Origin of the sequence: Streptomyces purpurascens (genome assembly GCF_045040895.1) — a bacterium.
In the GTDB taxonomy this organism is placed as follows: Bacteria; Actinomycetota; Actinomycetes; order Streptomycetales; family Streptomycetaceae; genus Streptomyces; species Streptomyces purpurascens.
In genome coordinates, this window is the sequence record NZ_CP108341.1 from 5,521,191 (window position 1) to 5,543,155 (window position 21,965).

The following is a 21,965-nucleotide window of genomic DNA, read 5'->3' on the forward strand; positions in this document are numbered from 1 at the left end:
CGGCGGGGAAGAGTTGGAGACGATCCACACGGCGGACGCGGTCCGTGTCACCTGGGACTCCGATCCCGTCAAGAACGGCGCCGTGGTCGTCGGACGGGACCGGATCGGTGCCGTCGGGAAACTCGACGACGTGCGTGAGGCGTTCCCGAAGGCCCGGGTGCGCAGCTGGCCCGGGACCCTCGGCCCCGCCCGCGTCCACGAGGGCCCGCTCCCGGACGCCCCGAGCCCGCGCGAACGCGTCCACGCGGTGCTGAAGCTGGGCGCGGTGGCGGTCCTGGAGGAGTACGTCGACTCGGCGGAACTGCGGTCCGCCGCCGAGCGCAACGACGTCGTCGTCCTGCCGAGTGGGCGCCGCACCGCCCTCGTCCCGACCGGCCGCGCCGACCTCGCCGTCTTCGACGAGGCGGGGGAGTGCGTCGCGACGGTGTGCGCGGGGCGGCTGGTGCACCGGCGGCGCTGAGCCGACGGCCCTTGACGCCACGTCAGCCCGTGAACTCCTCCGCGAACGCCCCCGAACTCTGCTTCACCCCACTGCAGTCGGTCGCCGGCTGATCGGTCTTCGCCCCGTCCGCGCACTGCCGGTCCCGGGCCGTCGACCACATCGACACCCATCCGATGCCCTTGTCCTCGGCGAAGGCGCGGACCTCGGCGGCGTCGGCGAGCGTGAAGGTCTCGCCGTCGACGTCGTTGACGCCGATCATCGAGGTGAGCGCCATGCCCCGCCAGGCGGCCGCGTCCGACGTGCCGAAGACCTTCTTCAACTGGGTGTGCGAGGCCTTGGCGGCCGCGAGGGCGTAGCCGCCCATGTCGCCGTCGAACGACGAGCCGTAGTTCATCGTCATCAGATTGACCGTGGCGACCTGTACGCCGTTGTCGTTGGCGGAGGCGAGGAGCGCCAGGCTGTCCTTGCCCAGCCCGGTGGGCATGACGGGCAGTGTGAAGGAGACCTCCAGATCCGTACGCTCCTTCTGGAGCAGCGCGATCGCCTTCGAACGCACCTCTATGGAGGCGGAGTCGGCCAGTTCGTCGCCCTCGATGTCGAAGTCGGCCCGGGTGGCACCGGCCGCGTCGAGGGCCTTGCCGTACGCCGCCGCCAGTTCCCGCGCACTGTCGCAGGCCGCCGCGAGTTCCTTGCCGGAGGCGCCGCCGAAGGAGACCCGGACCTGATCGCCGTCTCCCTTGAGCTCGGCGATACGGGACTTCACCGCCGAGTCGCCGATGGCGTCCGTGCCGTTCCAGCGCGGGGTGCAGCCGCTGCCGCCGGCCAGCACGAAGGCCAGGTTGTAAGTCGTGGGAGAACCCGCGGAGTCGGTGGCGGCGGCGTCCTTGGCGTCGACGTACGGGGCGTACGCGGTGCCGGTGCCGGTATCGGACTCGGCAGGGGACGACGTGCTGGGCGCTGCCGTCGACGCCGGGGGTGCCGGGCGGGCCGCCTCGCCCTGCTCGGAGCAGGCCGTGCCGGCCAGGGCGAGCAGACAGCCCAGCCCGACCGCCGCCCGCTTCCGGTGACTCCTCATAGCGCATGCTCCCGTTCTCGTGAGGTCATAAAGGTCCAAACCCCTAGTACGTTTCCCGGCAGCAAACGTCTCACGATGATGGGCGCTCAGATCGAGTTCCGCAGGCGTTCCCGATAACTCTCAGAGAAAGGACAGCTTCGGTCGTTTCTCATGGGTCTCTCACATCAGAACCCAAGTTTAGGACATATAAAGGCCGCCTAATGTCCGGGGAATGCATTCCGAGCCTGCCATCGAAAGCCGCGTCACCCGCGGTCGCCGCCGCAAACGCGGCAACGAGTCCGCCGAAGGGCCCGTGTTCGTTGACAACTCCGGACGCCGGGCCAGGCTGCTGCGCCGGATCGGCCTCCTCCTGGGCGTCGTCTGCCTCGGGTACGCGGCCGTGCTCGGCGCGGCCTTCATGGGCTGGGGCACCTCGCTCACACCGTCGCAGCTGCTGCCGTTCGCGGGCGGCGGGCCCGGCGGTGGCCGGCCGCAGGACGGAGGACCCGGCGGCCCGGGCGCCGCCCCGCCGAGCGGTGCCCCGTCGGCTCCGCCCCAGGTCACCGAAGAGGGCGCCGCCGGTTCGGGCACGTCCCCGTCCACCACATCCCCGTCCACCACGTCCCCGTCCGCCTCGGCCTCCGCTGCCGCGGGCGCGGGCGCCAACTGACCGGGGGCCGCCGTATGACCACGACCACCCCCTCCCGCGGCCGCCGCCGCGCCCCCTCCCGGATGGAGCGGGCCGCCGGCAAGGCCGCCGCGCTGCAGAGGCCGCGCGTCATCCTCGCCCTGCTGCTCCTGCTCGCGCTGATCTGCGTGATGCTCCTCGACGGCTATCTGCGCGCCGAGGTCGGCGGCGACCAGCGCGTGCGCACCGGGGCCAGCTCCAGCGACGTACCGGACGACGTCCTGGACGGCGGGCCGATCGTCACCTTCCGCGGCGGACAGGCCACGACCGTCTCCGTCCCGGACAAGACGATCGCGCTCACCTTCGACGACGGACCCAACCCGACCTGGACGCCCCAGGTGCTGGCGATCCTCGAGAAGTACGACGTGCCCGCCACGTTCTTCCTGGTCGGCTCGATGGTGTCGCGCTACCCGGGCATCGTGCGGGACATGGTCGACCAGGGCCACGAGGTGGGGATCCACACCTTCACGCACGTCGACCTGTCGTACCAGAGCGACGCCCGCGTCCGGCGCGAGATGGAGCAGACCCAGCTCGCCCTGGCGGGCGCGGCCGGCATCACGACCACCCTGTTCCGGGCGCCGTACTCCTCGGAGACGGACGCCATCGACAACTACAGCTGGCCCGTCTACAAGAAGCTCGGCCAGGACGGCTACACCAGCGTCTTCGTCGACACCGACAGCGACGACTGGAAGCGGCCGGGCGCCTCGAAGATCGTCCAGTGGGCCACGCCGAAGAAGAACAAGGGCGCGTCGGTCCTCTTCCACGACGCGGGCGGCGAGCGCTCGCAGACGATCAAGGCGCTGCCGAAGTACATCGAGAAGATGCGGGCGAAGGGGTACACCTTCACCACCATCAGCGGCGTCCTGGAACAGGGGCGCGGCGCAGGGCAGCAGCCCGGAGCCGGAGGAACACAGAGCACGGCGAACGGCCCTCAGGGCACCGCGAACAGCCTGCAGGCCGCCCACCGAGAGGCCACCGGCGCGATCCTCTACGAGGGCAAGGCCCTGGTCGCGGCCGTGGCCGTGGCGGAGTGGGCCGTGCCGACCCTGTCCGTCGGCCTGATGGTGGTCGGCGTGGCCGTCATGGGCCGCTTCGGGATGATGCTCGTCCTCGCCCGCCGCCACTACCGCCGGCGCAACAGGCGCCGCTTCAGCTGGGGGCCGACGGTCACCCGGCCGGTGAGCGTGATCGTCCCGGCGTACAACGAGAAGGAGTGCATCGCCAACACCCTCAACTCGCTGGCCCAGAGCACGCATCCGATCGAGATCATCGTCGTGGACGACGGCTCCACGGACGGCACGGCCGAGATCGCCGAGTCCCTCGGCATGCCCAACGTCCGGGTGATCCGCCAGGCCAACGCGGGCAAGCCGGCCGCCCTCAACAACGGCGTCCGCAACGCCGCCCACGACATCGTCGTGATGATGGACGGCGACACCGTCTTCGAGCCGGACACCGTACGGCAGCTCGTCCAGCCCTTCGCCGACCCGGAGGTCGGCGCGGTCGCGGGCAACGCCAAGGTCGGCAACCGCACCACCCTCATCGGCGCCTGGCAGCACATCGAGTACGTGATGGGCTTCAACCTCGACCGGCGCATGTACGACCTGCTGCGTTGTATGCCCACCATCCCCGGCGCGATCGGCGCGTTCCGCCGTGAGGCGGTGCTCCAGGTCGGTGGCATGAGCGAGGACACCCTCGCCGAGGACACCGACATCACCATCGCGATGCACCGCGCGGGCCGACGGGTCGTCTACCAGGAGCACGCGCGCGCCTGGACCGAGGCGCCGGGCTCCCTCAAGCAGCTGTGGTCCCAGCGCTACCGCTGGTCGTACGGCACGATGCAGGCGCTGTGGAAGCACCGCAAGTCCCTCACGGACAAGGGGCCTTCGGGGCGTTTCGGGCGGGTCGGCATGCCCCTGGTGGTGCTGTTCCAGATCGTCACGCCGGTCTTCGCCCCGCTCATAGACGTGTTCACGGCCTACTCGATGATCTTCATCGACTTCAAGGCGGCACTGCTGGCCTGGCTCGCGGTGCTCGGGGTCCAGCTGGTCTGCGCGGCGTACGCCTTCCGCCTGGACCGCGAGAAGTACCGCTATCTGCTGATGATGCCGCTCCAGCAACTGGCCTACCGCCAGATGATGTACCTCGTCCTCATCCACTCCTGCGTCACCGCTCTCACCGGCGGCCGGCTGCGCTGGCAGAAGCTGAAGCGGACCGGCGAGGTCGGCACCCCGGCGGGGGCGGGCTGATGGGGGCGCACAGCAGGACGGCAGAGCGGGTGCTCCCGGAGGCCGTCGCCCGCCCGGTGCGGGACCGCTACTTCGACACCCTGCGGGCCGTCGCCCTCGTCCGCGTCGTCACGTACCACACCTTCGGCTGGGCCTGGGCCGGGCTGGTCTTCCCCTCCATGGGGGTCATGTTCGGCCTGGCCGGCACCCTCATGGCGAGGTCCCTCCAGCGCCCCGCGCCCACGGTGATCAGGAGCCGCGTCCGCAGACTGCTGCCGCCCTTCTGGTTCTGGGGCGTGTTCGTGGTGGGCGCGATGCTGGTGCACGGCTGGATGCCCGGCTGGCAGATCGTCTACTGGGTGGTGCCGCTCGGCGACCCGCCGGGCAACGCCTGGGGCGAGCAGGCCTGGGAGATCCTCTGGTACCTGCGGACGTACCTGTGGTTCGTGCTGCTCTCCCCGCTCCTGCTGCGGGTCTTCCGGCTCGCCCCCGTCCCGGTGCTGCTGCTGTCCCTGGGGCCGGTCCTGGCCTTCCAGTTCGTGTGGCAGCCGCCGGACGACCGGCTCGGCGCCGCGCTGTGGGACCTGGCGACGTTCCTGTTCTGCTGGCTCCTCGGCTTCGCGCACCACGACGGCGTCCTGGCCCGGCTGAAGCCCGCCGCGCTGCTCCCGCTCGCGTCGGCCGCCCTCGCGTACGGCGGCTGGTACGCCCTCGCGCACCAGGCGGAGTACGGCACGTACGACCTCGACGAGAACCCGCTCGCGCAGGCCTTCTGGTCGGCCGGGTTCGTGACGCTCCTGATGTACGCCAAGGCCCGCTTCCGGACCGACTTCGCGGGACTCGCCCGGTTCCGGCGGCTGGACCGGCTGGTCACGGTGTTCAACGCGCGGGCCGTCACGCTCTACCTCTGGCACGAGATCGCCCTGATCCTCGCCGTACCGCTGATCGACCAGCTGTGGAACGTGCCCGCCTTCGAGGCGTACCTGCCGCTGGACAGTCAGTGGTTCATGTTCGGTGTCGGCTGGGTGCTGATCGCGGTGTTCGTGGTGCTGTGCGGGTGGGTCGAGGACGTGGCGGCGCGGAAGAAGCCCGGGCTCCTGCCGTGAGGACCCTCGGAGGCCCCTTGAGGGGGTACTGCAAGAATGGGCCCGTGACCCGCGCATCCCTGGACAAGCAGCCGCACGAAGTCGCCTCGATGTTCGACGACGTGGCGGAACGGTACGACCTGACCAACGACGTGCTGTCCCTCGGCCAGGACCGGCGATGGCGCAAGGAGGTCGCCAAGGCGGTGGACGCGCGCCCCGCGCAGAAGGTCCTCGACCTGGCGGCGGGCACGGGCACCTCCTCGCTGCCCTTCGCCCAGACCGGTGCCTACGTCGTCCCGTGCGACTTCTCCCAGGGCATGCTCCAGGTCGGCAAGCAGCGCCGGCCCTGGCTGCCCTACACCGCCGGCGACGCGACGCGGCTCCCCTTCAAGGACGACACCTTCGACGCCGTCACCATCTCCTTCGGGCTGCGCAACGTGCAGGACACGGACGCGGCCCTGCGGGAGATGCAGCGCGTGACCCGGCCCGGCGGGCGGATCGTGATCTGCGAGTTCTCGCACCCGACGTGGGCGCCGTTCCGGACCGTCTACACCGAGTACCTGATGCGCGCCCTGCCGCCGGTCGCCCGGGCGGTGTCCTCCAACCCCGACGCCTACGTCTACCTCGCCGAGTCCATCCGCGCCTGGCCCGACCAGCCCGCGCTGGCGGAGCGGCTGGGCAAGGCCGGCTGGTCGCGGGTGGCCTGGCGCAACCTGAGCGGCGGGATCGTGGCCCTGCACCGGGGTTTCAAGGCGAGCTGAACCCTCCGGGTACCTGCGTTCTACGGAGAGCTGAGCACCATGTACGGGTCGCCCGGCTCGTCCAGCTCCCGTTGCAGGCCGCCCCTGGGCGGTCTCGGGATCCGCGGCTCGTGCACGCCTCCGCCGCCCTCGCCGGGACCGAAGTCGAACCACACGTAGACCATCGAGTCCCGCGGCACCTCGGCCTCGGGCTGCGGGTACTGGCGTACGACGTAGTCGACGACGGCGAGATGGAAGTCGGGCCGGTCCGGCGCGTTGAGGAACAGGCCCCGCGCCCGGGCCGTCTCGCGCGCGTCCACGGCCATCAGACCGACCAGACGCGGTACGCGCACTTCGGGTGCTTTGCGGGATATCTGCACAGATGTCACCCCCAGCGGTACAGGAAGGGTAACTCCGGTCCCGCACCGGCCGGAAGCGACAGATGTCTTTCTGTGACAGTCGACTACGCAGTGTGATGCCGCCGTCTCAGAGGCCGCCTCAGAGGTCGAGCCGGTAGCAGTGCCCCGCGCGCTCCGAGGCCGACGTCGTGAACGTCTCGGCGAGGCGCATCCCCAGCCGCCGTGTGACCGCGATGGACCGGCTGTTGCGGGCGTCGACCATCGCCACCACGCCCGGTACACCGGCCGCCCGCATCCGCTCCAGCGTCTGCCGCGCGGCCGCGGTGACGTACCCCTTGCCCCAGTGCTCCCGACCCAGCCGCCAGCCGATCTCGATCTCCCCCTTCGGCCCCCAGTCCCGCTCCCAGGGCTGGGCGCCGGTGAAGCCCATGACCTGGCCGGACTCGTCGAGCAGGGTCCACAGGCAGTAGCCGCGCTCGGCGTCGTGCCGGCGCTGGCGGGCGGTGAGCTCCTCGTAGACCGAGAGTTCGGCGGCCTTTCCGCCGTGGAACTCCATGACGTCCGGGTCGTCGAAGATCCGGTGCCAGACGAACGCGTCCTCGTGGGTGGGCACACGAAGCCGCACAGCGGGGAGAGCTCGGTTCACGGAGGCATCCCTTCAGCAGGTGATCGATACCGCTGCATAGACTGCCCATGTCCTGTGCCGGCCGGCACACAGATTCCGAAGCTTGGGGAGATCCCGCCGTGACCGTCGTGACCGAGCCTCTCTCCGAGAACACCGCCGATGTGATCGTCGTGGGCGCGGGGCCGGCCGGCTCCACGACCGCCTACCACCTCGCCAAGGCGGGACTCGACGTCCTCCTGCTGGAGAAGACCGCGTTCCCGCGCGAGAAGGTCTGCGGCGACGGCCTCACCCCGCGTGCCGTGAAGCAGCTGGTGGCGATGGGCATCGACATCTCGGAAGAGGCCGGCTGGCTGCGCAACAAGGGCCTGCGGATCATCGGCGGCGGAGTGCGCCTCCAGCTCGACTGGCCGGATCTCGCCTCCTTCCCCGACTACGGTCTCGTCCGCAAGCGCGACGACTTCGACGATCAGCTCGCCCGGCAGGCCCAGAAGGCGGGCGCCCGGCTGTTCGAGCGCTGCAACGTCGGCGCCCCGGTCATCGACGACCGCACCGGCCGGATCACCGGCGTGCACGCCAAGCTCGGCGAGGAGAAGCGCGAAGTCACCTTCCACGCGCCGCTGGTCGTGGCGGCCGACGGCAACTCCACGCGCCTTTCCCTGGCGATGGGCCTGCACCGCCGCGAGGACCGCCCGATGGGCGTGGCCGTACGGACGTACTTCGAGAGCCCCCGCCACGAGGACGACTACCTGGAGTCCTGGCTGGAGCTCTGGGACCGCCGGGGCCCGGGGGAGGACCGGCTCCTGCCCGGCTACGGCTGGATCTTCGGCATGGGCGACGGCACCTCGAACGTCGGCCTGGGCGTGCTCAACACCTCCGACTCCTTCAAGGAGCTGGACTGGCGCGAGGTCCTGAAGGCCTGGTGCGCGTCCATGCCGGAGGACTGGGGCTACACCCCCGACAACATGACCGGCCCGATCCGCGGGGCGGCGCTCCCGATGGCCTTCAACCGCCAGCCGCACTACACCAAGGGCCTGCTGCTCGTCGGTGACGCCGGCGGCCTGGTGAACCCCTTCAACGGCGAGGGCATCGCCTACGCCATGGAGTCCGGCCAGATCGCCGCCGACGTCATCGTCCAGGCCCACGCCCGCTCCACCCCGGCCCGGCGCGAGCTGGCGCTCCAGCACTACCCGCGCGTGCTCAAGGACACCTACGGCGGCTACTACACGCTCGGCCGTGCCTTCGTGAAGCTCATCGGCAACCCGAAGGTCATGCAGATCGCCACGCAGCGCGGTCTCACGCACCCGCTGCTGATGAAGTTCACGCTGAAGCTCCTCGCGAACCTCACGGACCCGACCGGGGGCGACGCCATGGACCGCATCATCAACGGGCTGAGCAAGGTGGCCCCGAAGGCCTGATCACGCGCGCGGCGCCGGGCCTGATCAGGCCTTCAGCGCCTCGACGTTGGCGGCCCGGCGCGCGAGCACCTCGTCCCGCCGGTCCGCCACCTGCCGCAGCGCGTCCTTCCGCTCCCGCCGGGAGAGCCGGTCCAGATAGAGCCGCCCGGCGCAGTGGTCGGCCTCGTGGGCGAGGCAGCGGGCGAAGTACCCCGTGCCCTCGATCACGACCGGCTCGCCGTCCCTGTCGAACCCGCGCACGACGGCCCGGTCCGGCCGCGGTACGTCCATGGTGGCGCCCGGCACCGACAGGCACCCCTCGCCCTCGTCGAGCAGCCTCCGGTGAGCGGCGTCGAGCGGGTCCAGGACCGGGTTGACGATGTGCCCGACGTGCCGCACCCCGTCGTCGTCCGGGCAGTCGTACACGAACAGCCGCAGGTCGACACCGACCTGGTTCGCCGCGAGCCCGGCCCCGTCCGCGATGTACATGGTCAGGAACATGTCGTCGATGAGCGCGGCGAGGTCCGGGCCGAACTCGGTGACGTCCCGGCACGGCTTGTGCAGGACCTCCTCGCCGGCCTCGGTGATCCGCCGGACCTTCCCGTGCCGGGCCTCGGGCGCGAGCCGGGGGTACGAGTCGACGGGTCGTCCCTGTACGAAGACGCTGGGCATCCTGCTCTCCTCGGGTGTCGGTTGTGGTGACCGGCACTCATCACAACAGAGCCCACGTGCCCGTCCCAGGAGGAGTCCGGCCACAGCGACCCGTCGGCGCGGGGGGCAACCGGAGGGGCCAGAGGGCCGCCTGAGCGCCGCGCCACGGCTCGGTCTGCCCCGGGGCACGCCTCGGTCCCGAAAGGCCGGGAGACGGCCGCGAGGGCGGCAGGAGGGGTGCGGACACGCGGGGAGGGCCGCTGCCCATCAGGGACAGCGGCCCTCGAACCCGTATGCGTGACGTCAGAGGACGCGGACGGCGCCCGACGCCGGGTAACCCGACAGGTCCTGGATGACGACGCCCTTGGACGGGTTGGCCGCGTCCAGGTACTGGCCGTCTCCGATGTAGACACCCACGTGGTACGCGGAGCCCTTGCCGCCCCAGTAGAGAATGTCGCCGACCTGGACGCTGGACAGCGGCACGTCCGTGCCGGCCATCGACTGGTCCTGCGAGACGCGCGGCAGGTCCACACCAACCTGCTTGTACGCGGCCTGCACGAGGGAGGAGCAGTCCCAGGCGCTGGGACCGGTGGCGCCCATGACGTAGGCGTCGCCCACCTGTGCCTTGAGGAAGGCGACGACGGTCGCGACGCTGCCGCTGGCAGGCGCGGTCGTCGAGGTCGACGTCGAGGCGGAGGCGGAGAGGGTGGCTCGCTCGGTGCTGCGGGTGGCACGCTCGGCGGCGGCCTTGCGGGCGGCCTCGGCGGCCTTCTTCTTGGCCTCCGCCTTCTTCTTCGCCTCGGCGAGGTCCTTCTTGGCCTCCGTGGCGGCCTTGGCGGCGGCGGCGTCACGCTCGGCGCGCAGCTCGTAGTTCGCGGCCGCCTGCTGGGTGGCGTCCGCGGACTGGGCGACCTGAGTGGCCATATCGGCCGTCAGGGTGGGCAGTTCGATGGTCTGCGTCACCGGCTCGGCGGCGTTCGCCGAGGCAGACGCACCCGCCGCTGCCAGGCTGAGGAAGCCACCGGTGACTCCGGCACGCATGGCGATCGTCGAGGTCGCACTGCGGCGGGGTTTCCGGTGGCTGCGTATGTGAGCGGTGTGGGACATGGGAACAACCGGTACCAGGGGCTCCTTCATATCTTCAAGAAACGTGTGCTGCGCCACAGTTGTTCAATCGAGCCCTCAAAATCCCCTCGCGAGGCCCTTTATTGACGCCGTAACGGACATTGCGGGCGCACCGTGATCGGCCTGTGATCACGGTCTTTGATCAATACGCCCGAATTGCCCCGCACCTACCACCGGTTGCGTTGATTGGCCAAGCCCCGTTCTCATGGGTCTCTCATCCATGTGACGGAGGTCACGGAACGGTCCCCCCGGTGGTCGCGTCGCGCGCCGTAGATCACGACCCGGTCACGACCTCGCGAAGATCGTGAACGCGTGCACGTGTCCACACTCCGCTCCACGGACCCTCTGATGTGTGAACGCGGCCTCTACCAAGAGATCGAGTCCACCGCCAATTTGCATGCAAGGGAACCATCTTGATATTGAGACGGCCCTCCTGGCCTGCGCTGACTAGGCAAAATGTCACGTCTGGTGATCGCCCGGACGCTTCGCGTGTGAAGATCACCGCTCATCCGACTTCATGATCCTTCGTCAGGTGGTGGAGATCACAAAGGTTGAGTAATACCCCGTGTCGCAGATCACAGAGCGACAGGCATAAGATGCACGCGGTTGGGCTTGTGACCTGCTTCACATGTTCCCGATCTTCGCCGGGGCGGGCGGGGTTCGCGGGACGGACGGGGCGGAAGTGAGCCTGATGCAAACCGCCAGCAGTCAGTGCCGACTGAGAGGAGCGAGGAGCGGTGAACGCGTATGCGCCCATCCTCGTACTGGGAGCCCTCGGGGCAGGCTTTGCGATCTTCTCCGTGGTCATGGCCACGTTGATCGGGCCGAAGCGGTACAACCGGGCCAAGCTCGAGGCCTACGAGTGCGGAATCGAGCCGACCCCCACGCCGGCCGGCGGCGGGCGCTTCCCCATCAAGTACTACCTGACGGCGATGCTCTTCATCGTCTTCGACATCGAGATCGTCTTCCTCTACCCCTGGGCCGTCACCTTCGACGCCCTGGGGATTTTCGGGCTCGTGGAGATGCTGCTCTTCGTGCTCACCGTCTTCGTCGCGTACGCGTACGTATGGCGGCGCGGCGGCCTGGAATGGGACTGAGGGGCCTTTAACTCATGGGACTCGAAGAAAAGCTGCCGAGCGGCTTCCTGCTGACCACCGTCGAGCAGGCCGCGGGCTGGGTGCGCAAGGCGTCGGTATTCCCCGCCACATTCGGCCTCGCCTGCTGCGCCATCGAGATGATGACCACCGGCGCCGGCCGCTACGACCTGGCGCGCTTCGGCATGGAGGTCTTCCGGGGCTCGCCCCGGCAGGCGGACCTGATGATCGTCGCCGGCCGGGTCAGCCAGAAGATGGCGCCGGTACTGCGGCAGGTCTACGACCAGATGCCGAACCCCAAGTGGGTGATCTCCATGGGGGTCTGCGCCTCCTCGGGCGGCATGTTCAACAACTACGCCATCGTCCAGGGCGTCGACCACATCGTGCCGGTCGACATCTATCTCCCCGGCTGCCCGCCACGGCCGGAGATGCTGATGGACGCCATCCTCAAGCTCCACCAGAAGATCCAGACCTCCAAGCTCGGCGTGAACGCCGAGGAGGCGGCCCGCGAGGCGGAGGAGGCGGCGCTCAAGGCCCTGCCCACGATCGAGATGAAGGGGCTGCTGCGATGAGCGACGCGAACGGCACGGGCGGCGCCAACCCCGAGAAGGACCTGTCGGCCTCCAACCTCCCCGGCCGGCGCGGCGAGGGAGGCGAGGAGATCCGCGTCCAGCGCGGCATGTTCGGCGCCGACAACGGCGGCGACACCTCCGGCTACGGCGGCCTGGTCCGCTCGATCCGGCTCCCGGGCCAGGCGACCCGCCCCTACGGCGGCTGGTTCGACGAGGTCGCCGACGAGCTCGAGGGAGCCCTGGAGGAACAGGACCTGCTCCCCGAGAACGCCATCGAGAAGACGGTCGTCGACCGTGACGAGCTGACCTTCCACATCGAGCGCGAGCACCTGGTCCGCGTCGCCCGCACCCTGCGCGACGACCCGGCCCTGCGCTTCGAGCTGTGCACGGGCGTCAGCGGCGTCCACTACCCGAACGACAAGGGCCGCGAGCTGCACGCCGTCTACCACCTGCGCTCGATCACCCACAACCGGCTGATCCGCCTGGAGGTCAGCGCCCCCGACAGCGACCCGCACATCCCGTCGCTGTTCTCCGTCTATCCGACGAACGACTGGCACGAGCGCGAGACGTACGACTTCTTCGGCATCGTCTTCGACGGTCACCCGGCCCTGACGCGGATCATGATGCCGGACGACTGGCAGGGCTTCCCGCAGCGCAAGGACTACTCCCTCGGCGGCATCCCCGTCGAGTACAAGGGCGCCCAGATCCCGGCTCCGGACCAGCGGAGGTCGTACTCATGAGCACTTCGCACGCCTCCCCTCGCGAGACCACCGAGGGCACCGTCTACACCGTCACCGGCGGCGACTGGGACGAGGTCGTCGAGTCGGCGGCCCGCGCCGACGACGAGCGCATCGTCGTCAACATGGGCCCGCAGCACCCGTCCACCCACGGAGTGCTCCGCCTGATCCTGGAGATCGAGGGCGAGACCGTCACCGAGGCCCGCTGCGGCATCGGCTACCTGCACACCGGCATCGAGAAGAACCTCGAGTACCGGACGTGGACGCAGGGCACGACGTTCGTGACGCGCATGGACTACCTGACGCCGTTCTTCAACGAGACGGCGTACTGCCTCGGCGTCGAGAAGCTCCTCGGCATCGAGGACCAGATCCCGGACCGGGCCTCGATCATCCGGGTGCTCCTGATGGAGCTGAACCGGCTGTCGTCGCACCTGGTGTGCATCGCCACCGGCGGCATGGAGCTCGGCGCCACCACGGTCATGATCTACGGATTCCGTGATCGTGAACTCATTCTCGATATCTACGAGCTGATCACCGGCCTGCGGATGAACCACGCGTACATCCGCCCCGGCGGACTCGCCCAGGACCTGCCGCCCGGCGCGGTGGACCACATCCGCGAGTTCGTGAAGAAGATGAAGAAGAACCTCCCGGAGTACGACAAGCTCGCCACCGGGAACCCCATCTTCAAGGCCCGCATGCAGGACGTCGGCTATCTGGACCTGGCCGGCTGCATGGCCCTCGGCGCGACGGGCCCGATCCTGCGCTCCACCGGCCTGCCGCACGACCTGCGCAAGACGCAGCCGTACTGCGGCTACGAGACGTACGACTTCGACGTCCCGACCGCCGACACCTGCGACTCCTATGGGCGCTTCCTCATCCGGCTCGAGGAGATGCGCCAGTCGCTCCGGATCGTCGAGCAGTGCCTGGACCGGCTCCAGCCCGGCCCGGTCATGGTCGCCGACAAGAAGATCGCCTGGCCCGCCCAGCTCGCCCTCGGGCCCGACGGCCTCGGCAACTCGCTCGACCACATCAAGAAGATCATGGGCACCTCCATGGAGGCCCTGATCCACCACTTCAAGCTGGTCACCGAGGGCTTCCGCGTCCCGCCCGGACAGGCGTACACGGCGGTCGAGTCGCCCAAGGGCGAACTCGGGGTGCACGTCGTGTCCGACGGCGGCACCCGCCCCTACCGGGTCCACTTCCGCGACCCGTCCTTCACCAACCTGCAGGCCATGGCGGCGATGTGCGAGGGCGGCCAGGTCGCCGACGTCATCGTCGCCGTCGCGTCCATCGACCCCGTGATGGGAGGCGTCGACCGGTGACCACCTCTTCTTCCGAGCGGGGCGTCAGCCTGGGCATGCCCGAACTGCCCGCGCCCGCCTACCCGGACGACGTCCGGGCCCGTCTGGAGACGGACGCGCGCGAGGTCATCGCCCGCTACCCGGACTCCCGGTCCGCCCTCCTGCCGCTGCTGCACCTCGTGCAGTCGGAGGAGGGACACGTCACGCGCACGGGAATGCGGTTCTGCGCGGACATGCTCGGCCTGACCACGGCCGAGGTCACCGCGGTCGCCACCTTCTACACCATGTACCGGCGCCGGCCGAGCGGTGACTACCAGGTGGGGGTGTGCACCAACACCCTGTGCGCCGTGATGGGCGGGGACGCGATCTTCGAGGAGCTCCAGGAGCACCTCGGCGTCGGCAACGGCGAGACCACCGACGACGGCAAGGTCACGCTGGAGCACATCGAGTGCAACGCGGCCTGCGACTTCGCGCCGGTCGTGATGGTCAACTGGGAGTTCTTCGACAACCAGACCCCGGGCAGCGCCAAGCGCCTCGTCGACGACCTGCGCGCGGGACGGCCGGTCACGCCCACCCGCGGGGCCCCCATCTGCACCTTCAAGGAGACCGCCCGGGTCCTGGCCGGTTTCCCCGACGAGCGGGACGGAGCCGTCGAGTCCGGCGGAAGCGCGGGACACGCCTCCCTGGTCGGCCTGAAGCTCGCCAAGGGGGAGGCCGCACCCGCGCGCGTGGTGCATCCCCGCGGTGAGGCGGCCCGGACCGAGACACCCCACGACCCGTCACCGACGGAGCACTTGAGCTCGCACGACGCGCCGCAGGACACGTCGGCCTCCGACCCGGCCCACCCGGCCGGGCCCGCCGCCGAGGAGGGGGAGTGATGACCTTGGCACCCGAGCTGAAAGACATGAGCCCCGAGAAACTGCTCGCACCGGTGCTGTCGGCCTTCTGGGACGAGGACAAGTCCTGGACGCTGGACGTGTACCGAAGGCACGAGGGGTACGAAGGGCTTCGCAAGGCGCTCGCCATGTCGCCGGACGACGTGATCGCGTACGTCAAGGAGTCCGGTCTGCGCGGCCGCGGCGGCGCGGGATTCCCGACGGGGATGAAGTGGCAGTTCATTCCCCAGGGGGATGGAAAGCCGCACTATCTGGTTGTCAACGCCGACGAGTCGGAGCCCGGGACGTGCAAGGACATCCCGCTCCTCTTCGCGAACCCGCACAGCCTCATCGAGGGCATGATCATCGCGTGCTACGCCATCAGGTCTTCGCATGCCTTCATCTATCTGCGTGGTGAAGTCGTCCCAGTGCTGCGGCGGTTGCACTCGGCCGTGCGCGAGGCGTACGAGGCGGGCTTCCTGGGCGAGAACATCCAGGGCAGCGGACTCGACCTCGACATCACCGTGCACGCGGGCGCGGGCGCGTACATCTGCGGTGAGGAGACCGCACTGCTGGACTCGCTCGAAGGCCGCCGGGGCCAACCGCGGCTTCGTCCCCCCTTCCCCGCTGTCGCGGGCCTCTACGCGTGCCCGACTGTGGTGAACAACGTCGAGTCGATCGCGTCGGTTCCCGCGATCATGAGCCGGGGCAAAGACTGGTTCCGGTCGATGGGGAGTGAGAAGTCGCCAGGCTTCACGCTCTACTCCCTGTCCGGCCATGTCGCGGGCCCCGGCCAGTACGAGGCGCCGCTCGGGATCACGCTCCGCCAGCTCCTCGACATGAGCGGCGGCATGCGCCCCGGGCACCGCCTCAAGTTCTGGACGCCGGGGGGCTCCTCGACCCCGATGTTCACCGACGAGCATCTCGACGTCCCTCTTGACTACGAAGGAGTGGGCGCCGCGGGTTCCATGCTCGGCACAAAAGCTCTCCAGTGCTTCGACGAGACGACCTGCGTGGTGCGGGCCGTCACGCGCTGGACCGAGTTCTACGCCCACGAGTCCTGCGGCAAGTGCACGCCCTGCCGCGAAGGCACGTACTGGCTCGTGCAGCTGCTGCGCGACATCGAGGCCGGCAAGGGACGGATGTCCGACCTCGACAAGCTGAACGACATCGCCGACAACATCAACGGCAAGTCCTTCTGCGCCCTCGGCGACGGCGCCGCCTCGCCGATCTTCTCCTCGCTCAAGTACTTCCGCGAGGAGTACGAGCAGCACATCACGGGCCGGGGCTGCCCCTTCGACCCGGCCAGGTCGACGGCCTGGGCCGACCGCACGGAGGTGAACGCATGACCGTGACCACCAGCTCTCCCTCCGGTGGGGGAGATGCGGCGGTCCCGCCGGAGGACCTCGTGTCGCTGACGATCGACGGCGCCGAGATCAGCGTGCCCAAGGGCACTCTGGTCATCCGGGCCGCCGAGCAGCTCGGCATCGAGATCCCCCGGTTCTGCGACCACCCGCTCCTCGATCCGGCCGGCGCCTGCCGCCAGTGCATCGTCGAGGTCGAGGGCCAGCGCAAGCCCATGGCGTCCTGCACCATCACCTGCACCGACGGGATGGTGGTGAAGACCCACCTCACCTCGCCGGTCGCGGAGAAGGCCCAGAAGGGTGTGATGGAGCTCCTGCTCATCAACCACCCGCTGGACTGCCCGGTCTGCGACAAGGGCGGCGAGTGCCCGCTGCAGAACCAGGCCATGTCGCACGGTGACGCCGACTCCCGCTTCGAGGGCCGCAAGCGCACCTACGAGAAGCCCGTGCCGATCTCCACGCAGGTGCTGCTCGACCGTGAGCGTTGCGTGCTGTGTGCCCGCTGCACCCGGTTCTCCAACCAGGTCGCGGGCGACCCGATGATCGAGCTGGTCGAGCGGGGAGCGCTCCAGCAGGTCGGCACCGGCGAGGGCGACCCGTTCGAGTCGTACTTCTCCGGCAACACCATCCAGATCTGCCCGGTCGGCGCACTGACCTCGGCGGCGTACCGATTCCGCTCCCGCCCCTTCGACCTGGTCTCCTCCCCGTCGGTCTGCGAGCACTGCTCCGGCGGCTGCGCGACGCGCACCGACCACCGGCGCGGCAAGGTCATGCGGCGGCTCGCGGCCAACGACCCCGAGGTCAACGAGGAGTGGATCTGCGACAAGGGGCGGTTCGGGTTCCGGTACGCGCAGCAGCGGGACCGGCTCGAGACGCCGCTCGTGCGCAACGCCGAGGGCGAGCTGGAACCGGCCTCCTGGCCCGAGGCGCTGCAGATCGCGGCCCAGGGGCTGCTGGCCTCCCGGGGCCGCACCGGTGTCCTGACCGGCGGCCGGCTCACCATCGAGGACGCCTACGCGTACAGCAAGTTCGCGCGCGTGGCGCTCGACACCAACGACATCGACTTCCGCGCGCGCGTGCACAGCGGTGAGGAGGCCGACTTCCTCGCCGCCCAGGTCGCCGGGCGCGGCCGGGACCTCGACGGAACGGGCGTCACGTACACCGCGCTGGAGAAGGCGCCCGCCGTCCTGCTGGTCGGGTTCGAGGCGGAGGAGGAGGCGCCCGGCGTCTTCCTGCGGCTGCGCAAGGCCTGGCGGGGGCACGGGCAGCGGGTCTTCTCGCTGGCCACGCACGCCACCCGCGGTCTGGAGAAGGCCGGGGGCACGCTGCTGCCCGCGGCTCCCGGCACCGAGACCGAGTGGCTGGACGCGCTCGGGAGCGGCGTCGGCCTGGAGGACGACGGCGCCACGGCCGCCGAGGCGCTGCGCGCCGAGGGCGCTGTGATCGTCGTCGGCGAGCGGCTGGCCGCGGTGGCCGGCGGACTCACCGCCGCCGTACGCACCGCCACCGCGACCGGCGCCCGGCTGGCGTGGATCCCGCGCCGGGCCGGGGAACGCGGCGCGATCGAGGCGGGCGCGCTGCCGTCGCTGCTGCCGGGCGGACGCCCGGCCACCGACCCACGCGCGCGTGACGAGGTCGCCGGCGTCTGGGGCGTGGCCGGCCTCCCGCACCGCTACGGCCGCGACACCGGCCAGATCGTCGAGGCCGCCGCGACCGGCGAGCTGCAGGCCCTGCTGGTGGCGGGCGTGGAGATCGCCGACCTGCCCGACCCGGCACGCGCGCGTGAGGCGCTCGACGAGGTCGGCTTCCTGGTCTCCCTCGAACTGCGGCCCAGCGAGATCAGCCGCGAGGCCGATGTCGTCCTGCCCGTCGGTGCGGTCGCCGAGAAGGCCGGCACCTTCCTCAACTGGGAAGGCCGGGTCCGCTCCTTCGAGGCCGCGCTCAAGCCCGACCAGATGACCCGCCGCCTCGCGCCCACCGACGCGCGCGTGCTGCAGATGCTGGCCGACGCCATGGACGTCCACCTCGGACTTCCGGATCTGCGCACCGTGCGCGCGGAGATCGACCGGCTCGGCTCCTGGGACGGCCCGCGGGCCGGCGAACCCCTGGAGACCGCGGCCGCGCTGCCCCGCCCGGCCGTCGGCGAGGCCGTCCTCGCCGGGCACCGGCTGCTGCTCGACCAGGGCCTCCTCCAGCAGGGCGACGAGGCACTCGCCGGAACCCGGCACGCCGCACGCGCGCGTGTGTCGGCCGCGACGGCCGCCGAGGCGGGCGTCAAGGACGGCGACCTGCTCGCGGTGACCGGTCCCCAGGGGGTCGTGGAACTCCCGCTCCAGATCAGTGACATGCCCGACCGGGTGGTGTGGCTGCCGCTGAACTCCACCGGCGGCGGCGTCGCCTCCGACACCGGGGCGCGGCCCGGCTCCCTCGTCCGCATCGGCCCGGCGACGCTCGCCGGCGAGGCCCCCAAGGAGGTGGAGGCATGAGCTTGTACCTCGCCGCTGAAGACCTCTCGATGTTCGGCCGCGACCCGTGGTGGCTGGTCGTCATCAAGGCGGTGTTCTGCTTCGCCTTCCTGATGGTGACCGTGCTGGTCTCCATCGTCATGGAGCGCAAGGTCGTCGCCTGGATGCAGCTGCGCGTCGGCCCCAACCGGCACGGCCCCTGGGGCATGCTCCAGTCGCTCGCCGACGGCATCAAGCTGATGCTGAAGGAGGACGTGATCGTCAAGCGCGCGGACAAGGCGGTCTACGTCCTCGCGCCGGTCATCGCGGCCATCCCGGCCTTCATGGCGATCGCGGTGATCCCCTTCGGCCCGGCCGGCAACGAGATCTCGATCTTCGGCCAGCGCACCACCATGCAGCTCACCGACCTGCCGATCGCGATGCTCTACATCCTCGCGGTCGCCTCGGTCGGCATCTACGGCATCGTCCTCGCGGGCTGGAGCTCCGGCTCGACGTACCCGCTGCTGGGCGGCCTGCGCTCCTGCGCGCAGATGATCTCCTACGAGATCGCGATGGGCGCCGCCTTCGCCTCGGTGTTCCTCTACTCGGGGTCGATGTCGACGTCGACGATCGTCGAGCAGCAGGCCGACCGCTGGTACATCCTGCTGCTGCCGCTCTCCTTCATCCTCTACATCGTGACGATGGTCGGCGAGACCAACCGCGCCCCCTTCGACATGCCGGAGTCCGAGGGCGACCTGGTCGGCGGTTTCAACACCGAGTACTCGTCGATCAAGTTCGCGATGTTCATGCTCGCCGAGTACGTCAACATGGTGACCGTCTCGGCCGTCGCCACCACGCTGTTCCTCGGCGGCTGGCGGGCCCCGTGGCCGATCAGCACCTTCTGGGAGGGCGCGAACCACGGCTGGTGGCCGATGCTCTGGTTCACCGTCAAGGTCCAGCTGCTGCTGTTCATGTTCATCTGGATCCGCGGCACGCTCCCGCGCGTCCGCTACGACCAGCTGATGAAGCTCGGCTGGAAGGTCCTCATCCCGGTCTCGCTGGTGTGGCTGATGCTCGTCGCCACCGTGCGGGCCCTGCGGAACGAGAACTACGACTTCGCCGACATCGTGCTCTACGTCGGCGGTGGAGTGCTGGCCCTGCTGGTGCTCTCCTTCGTCGTCGACATGTTCCGCGAGAAGTCCAAGCAGGCCGAGCGGCCGGCCGAGACCCCGGCGGCCTTCGACCCCATGGCGGGCGGATACCCCGTACCGCCGCTGCCCGGACAGGAGCTTCCGCCGGCTCCCAGGCGCCGCTCGCGCCGTGAGCGGGAGCTGATTGTCAGTGGTGGGCCCGATACTCAGAGTGACGGATCTCTGGGCGGATCTACGGATGGAAAGGAGGCGTCCGATGACTGAGGAACCGAAGGACACCAAGCCCGGTTTCCAGAACCCCGTGGCCGGCTTCGGCGTGACCTTCAAGGCCATGTTCAAGAAGCGGCTGACCGAGCAGTACCCGGAGCAGCAGAAGACCACGGCTCCGCGCTTCCACGGACGGCACCAGCTCAACCGCCATCCGGACGGCCTGGAGAAATGCGTCGGCTGTGAGCTGTGCGCGTGGGCCTGTCCCGCGGACGCGATCTATGTGGAGGGCGCGGACAACACCGATGAGGAGCGCTACTCGCCGGGCGAGCGGTACGGCCGCGTCTACCAGATCAACTACGCCCGCTGCATCCTGTGCGGTCTGTGCATCGAGGCGTGCCCCACGCGCGCGCTCACGATGACGAACGAGTTCGAGCTGGCCGACTCCAGCCGGGCCAACCTCATCTACACCAAGGAGCAGTTGCTCGCCGGTCTCGAGGACGGCATGGTCGACTCGCCCCACGCCATCTACCCGGGGACGGACGAACAGGACTACTACCGGGGCCTGGTCACCGAGGCCGCGCCCGGCACGGAGCAGCAGGTCGCCCACTCCAAGGGCGAGGTCGTGCAGGAGTCCGACTCGACCTTCGGCGGGACCGAACCGGCGTCGGAGAAGGTGATCGGCGGATGACCACCCAGCTCGCCGCCTACTCCACCTCCACCGGAGAGGCCGTCCAGTTCTGGATCCTCGGCACGATCGCGGTGATCGGCGCCCTGTGCACCATCCTCATGAAGAGGGCCGTGCACAGCGCCCTCTGCCTCGCCGGGACCATGATCATCCTGGCGGTGTTCTACCTCGCCAACGGCGCCTACTTCCTGGGCGTCGTCCAGATCGTCGTCTACACCGGCGCGATCATGATGCTGTTCCTGTTCGTGGTGATGCTCGTCGGCGTGACCGCGGCGGACTCCCTGAAGGAGACCATCAAGGGCCAGCGCTGGCTGGCCCTGCTGTGCGGTCTCGGCTTCGGCGTCCTGCTGATCGGCGGCATCGGCAACGCCTCCCTCACGGAGTTCAACGGCCTCGGCCAGGCGAACGCCGGGGGCAACGTGGAGGGCATCGCCGCCCTCATCTTCACCAAGTACGTCTTCGCGTTCGAGATCACCGGAGCCCTGCTCATCACGGCCGCCGTCGGCGCCATGGTGCTCACCCACCGTGAGCGCACCGAGCGTGCCAAGACGCAGCGGGAGCTCTCCGAGGAGCGGGTCCGCGAAGGCAAGCAACTGCCGCCTCTGCCGGCCCCCGGTGTGTACGCCCGGCACAACGCGGTCGACATCGCGGGCCTGCTGCCCGACGGCACACCGTCCGACCTCACCGTCAGCAAGACGCTGCGCGAGCGCGGCCAGATCCGCGACGTGTCGCAGGAGGCGCTCAACGACCTCAAGGCTCTGGAGCAGCGGGCCGAGGACCGCCTGGAGCGCAGGGCGATCGGGCCGGCGAATCTCAAGCGGTCCGAGGAGGCGTCGAAGTGAACCCCGTCAACTACCTCTATCTCGCGGCCCTGCTGTTCACGATCGGCGCCACCGGCGTGCTGATCAGGCGCAACGCGATCGTCGTGTTCATGTGCATCGAGCTCATGCTCAACGCCTGCAACCTCGCGTTCGTCGCCTTCTCCCGGATGCACGGCAACCTCGACGGCCAGATCATCGCGTTCTTCACGATGGTCGTCGCCGCCGCCGAGGTCGTGGTCGGGCTCGCGATCATCGTGTCCCTGTTCCGTGCCCGCCACTCGGCCTCGGTCGACGACGCCAGCCTGATGAAGCTGTAAGGGGTC

At 69.8% G+C, this 21,965-nt stretch carries 22 protein-coding genes; 17 read left to right on the forward strand and 5 right to left on the reverse strand.

From position 1 onward, the window contains the following. The first annotated feature begins 13 nt into the window (after positions 1-13). Positions 14-460, forward strand: coding sequence for a hypothetical protein (locus OHU35_RS25235; RefSeq protein WP_189728549.1), 447 nt, complete (start codon positions 14-16; stop codon positions 458-460). A gap of 22 nt (positions 461-482) precedes the next feature. On the opposite strand, the gene OHU35_RS25240 is transcribed toward OHU35_RS25235, so the two are convergent. Beyond that, complete coding sequence (locus OHU35_RS25240; protein ID WP_405506988.1) at positions 483-1,517, reverse strand: chitinase; 1,035 nt, start codon at positions 1,515-1,517, stop codon at positions 483-485. Between the two features lie 211 nt (positions 1,518-1,728). Between OHU35_RS25240 and OHU35_RS25245 the strand changes: the two genes are divergently transcribed. Genes OHU35_RS25245 through OHU35_RS25260 form a run of 4 tightly spaced genes read left to right on the forward strand, consistent with a single transcriptional unit; the run spans position 1,729 to position 6,255 of the window. Next, a complete protein-coding gene (locus OHU35_RS25245) occupies positions 1,729-2,166 on the forward strand; it encodes a hypothetical protein (protein ID WP_405506990.1) in 438 nt (145 codons plus the stop codon). Between the two features lie 14 nt (positions 2,167-2,180). After that, entirely contained in the window at positions 2,181-4,430 is a 2,250-nt protein-coding gene (locus OHU35_RS25250) for a glycosyltransferase (protein ID WP_359887426.1), read from the forward strand. Then, the gene (locus OHU35_RS25255; protein ID WP_189728558.1) at positions 4,430-5,515 is read left to right on the forward strand and encodes an acyltransferase; all 1,086 of its coding nucleotides are present in this window, start codon (positions 4,430-4,432) and stop codon (positions 5,513-5,515) included. Before OHU35_RS25250 ends, OHU35_RS25255 begins: the two co-directional genes overlap by 1 nt. A gap of 44 nt (positions 5,516-5,559) precedes the next feature. Further along, positions 5,560-6,255 (forward strand): demethylmenaquinone methyltransferase, encoded by a 696-nt coding sequence (locus tag OHU35_RS25260; protein ID WP_189728560.1) that lies wholly within the window; start codon positions 5,560-5,562, stop codon positions 6,253-6,255. Between the two features lie 20 nt (positions 6,256-6,275). Here the strand turns inward: OHU35_RS25260 and OHU35_RS25265 are convergent, their stop codons facing one another. Further along, positions 6,276-6,587 (reverse strand): PASTA domain-containing protein, encoded by a 312-nt coding sequence (locus tag OHU35_RS25265; RefSeq protein ID WP_189728562.1) that lies wholly within the window; start codon positions 6,585-6,587, stop codon positions 6,276-6,278. A gap of 145 nt (positions 6,588-6,732) precedes the next feature. Continuing rightward, the gene (locus tag OHU35_RS25270) at positions 6,733-7,239 is read right to left on the reverse strand and encodes a GNAT family N-acetyltransferase (RefSeq protein WP_405506992.1); all 507 of its coding nucleotides are present in this window, start codon (positions 7,237-7,239) and stop codon (positions 6,733-6,735) included. Between the two features lie 98 nt (positions 7,240-7,337). Between OHU35_RS25270 and OHU35_RS25275 the strand changes: the two genes are divergently transcribed. Continuing rightward, positions 7,338-8,633 (forward strand): geranylgeranyl reductase family protein, encoded by a 1,296-nt coding sequence (locus OHU35_RS25275; protein ID WP_372498815.1) that lies wholly within the window; start codon positions 7,338-7,340, stop codon positions 8,631-8,633. A gap of 24 nt (positions 8,634-8,657) precedes the next feature. Here OHU35_RS25275 and def read toward each other — a convergent pair whose 3' ends face one another. Together def and OHU35_RS25285 are read right to left on the reverse strand one after the other, a co-directional pair. After that, the gene (gene def, locus OHU35_RS25280) at positions 8,658-9,284 is read right to left on the reverse strand and encodes a peptide deformylase (RefSeq protein ID WP_359887417.1); all 627 of its coding nucleotides are present in this window, start codon (positions 9,282-9,284) and stop codon (positions 8,658-8,660) included. Positions 9,285-9,566: 282 nt separating this feature from the next. Next, positions 9,567-10,400 carry a C40 family peptidase gene (locus OHU35_RS25285; protein ID WP_189728568.1) on the reverse strand — a complete coding sequence of 278 codons (834 nt, stop codon included), beginning with the start codon at positions 10,398-10,400 and terminating at the stop codon, positions 9,567-9,569. A 725-nt stretch (positions 10,401-11,125) separates the two neighbouring features. On the opposite strand from OHU35_RS25285, the gene OHU35_RS25290 reads away from it, so the two are divergent. The 11 genes from OHU35_RS25290 to nuoK are packed head-to-tail and all read left to right on the forward strand — an operon-like array spanning position 11,126 to position 21,959. Further along, positions 11,126-11,485 carry an NADH-quinone oxidoreductase subunit A gene (locus OHU35_RS25290; protein WP_003992243.1) on the forward strand — a complete coding sequence of 120 codons (360 nt, stop codon included), beginning with the start codon at positions 11,126-11,128 and terminating at the stop codon, positions 11,483-11,485. Between the two features lie 14 nt (positions 11,486-11,499). After that, positions 11,500-12,054 (forward strand): NADH-quinone oxidoreductase subunit B family protein, encoded by a 555-nt coding sequence (locus OHU35_RS25295; RefSeq protein ID WP_003998928.1) that lies wholly within the window; start codon positions 11,500-11,502, stop codon positions 12,052-12,054. Beyond that, on the forward strand, positions 12,051-12,794 hold the full coding sequence (locus OHU35_RS25300) for an NADH-quinone oxidoreductase subunit C (protein WP_189728570.1): 744 nt from the start codon (positions 12,051-12,053) through the stop codon (positions 12,792-12,794). The genes OHU35_RS25295 and OHU35_RS25300 overlap by 4 nt, the downstream gene beginning before the upstream one ends. Beyond that, the gene (locus tag OHU35_RS25305) at positions 12,791-14,113 is read left to right on the forward strand and encodes an NADH-quinone oxidoreductase subunit D (protein WP_189728572.1); all 1,323 of its coding nucleotides are present in this window, start codon (positions 12,791-12,793) and stop codon (positions 14,111-14,113) included. Before OHU35_RS25300 ends, OHU35_RS25305 begins: the two co-directional genes overlap by 4 nt. Continuing rightward, positions 14,110-14,970: an NADH-quinone oxidoreductase subunit NuoE gene (gene nuoE / locus OHU35_RS25310; RefSeq protein ID WP_189728574.1), complete on the forward strand. Its 861-nt coding sequence runs from the start codon at positions 14,110-14,112 to the stop codon at positions 14,968-14,970. The genes OHU35_RS25305 and nuoE overlap by 4 nt, the downstream gene beginning before the upstream one ends. Beyond that, positions 14,970-16,316 carry an NADH-quinone oxidoreductase subunit NuoF gene (nuoF, locus tag OHU35_RS25315; protein ID WP_267944395.1) on the forward strand — a complete coding sequence of 449 codons (1,347 nt, stop codon included), beginning with the start codon at positions 14,970-14,972 and terminating at the stop codon, positions 16,314-16,316. The genes nuoE and nuoF overlap by 1 nt, the downstream gene beginning before the upstream one ends. Then, positions 16,313-18,817, forward strand: coding sequence for an NADH-quinone oxidoreductase subunit G (locus OHU35_RS25320; protein ID WP_405506997.1), 2,505 nt, complete (start codon positions 16,313-16,315; stop codon positions 18,815-18,817). The genes nuoF and OHU35_RS25320 overlap by 4 nt, the downstream gene beginning before the upstream one ends. Further along, entirely contained in the window at positions 18,814-20,190 is a 1,377-nt protein-coding gene (nuoH, locus tag OHU35_RS25325) for an NADH-quinone oxidoreductase subunit NuoH (protein WP_189728579.1), read from the forward strand. Before OHU35_RS25320 ends, nuoH begins: the two co-directional genes overlap by 4 nt. Next, positions 20,183-20,824: an NADH-quinone oxidoreductase subunit NuoI gene (nuoI, locus tag OHU35_RS25330; RefSeq protein WP_189728581.1), complete on the forward strand. Its 642-nt coding sequence runs from the start codon at positions 20,183-20,185 to the stop codon at positions 20,822-20,824. Before nuoH ends, nuoI begins: the two co-directional genes overlap by 8 nt. Beyond that, the gene (locus tag OHU35_RS25335) at positions 20,821-21,663 is read left to right on the forward strand and encodes an NADH-quinone oxidoreductase subunit J (RefSeq protein ID WP_189728583.1); all 843 of its coding nucleotides are present in this window, start codon (positions 20,821-20,823) and stop codon (positions 21,661-21,663) included. Before nuoI ends, OHU35_RS25335 begins: the two co-directional genes overlap by 4 nt. Further along, positions 21,660-21,959: an NADH-quinone oxidoreductase subunit NuoK gene (gene nuoK, locus OHU35_RS25340; protein ID WP_003992252.1), complete on the forward strand. Its 300-nt coding sequence runs from the start codon at positions 21,660-21,662 to the stop codon at positions 21,957-21,959. The genes OHU35_RS25335 and nuoK overlap by 4 nt, the downstream gene beginning before the upstream one ends. Positions 21,960-21,965 lie beyond the last annotated feature (6 nt).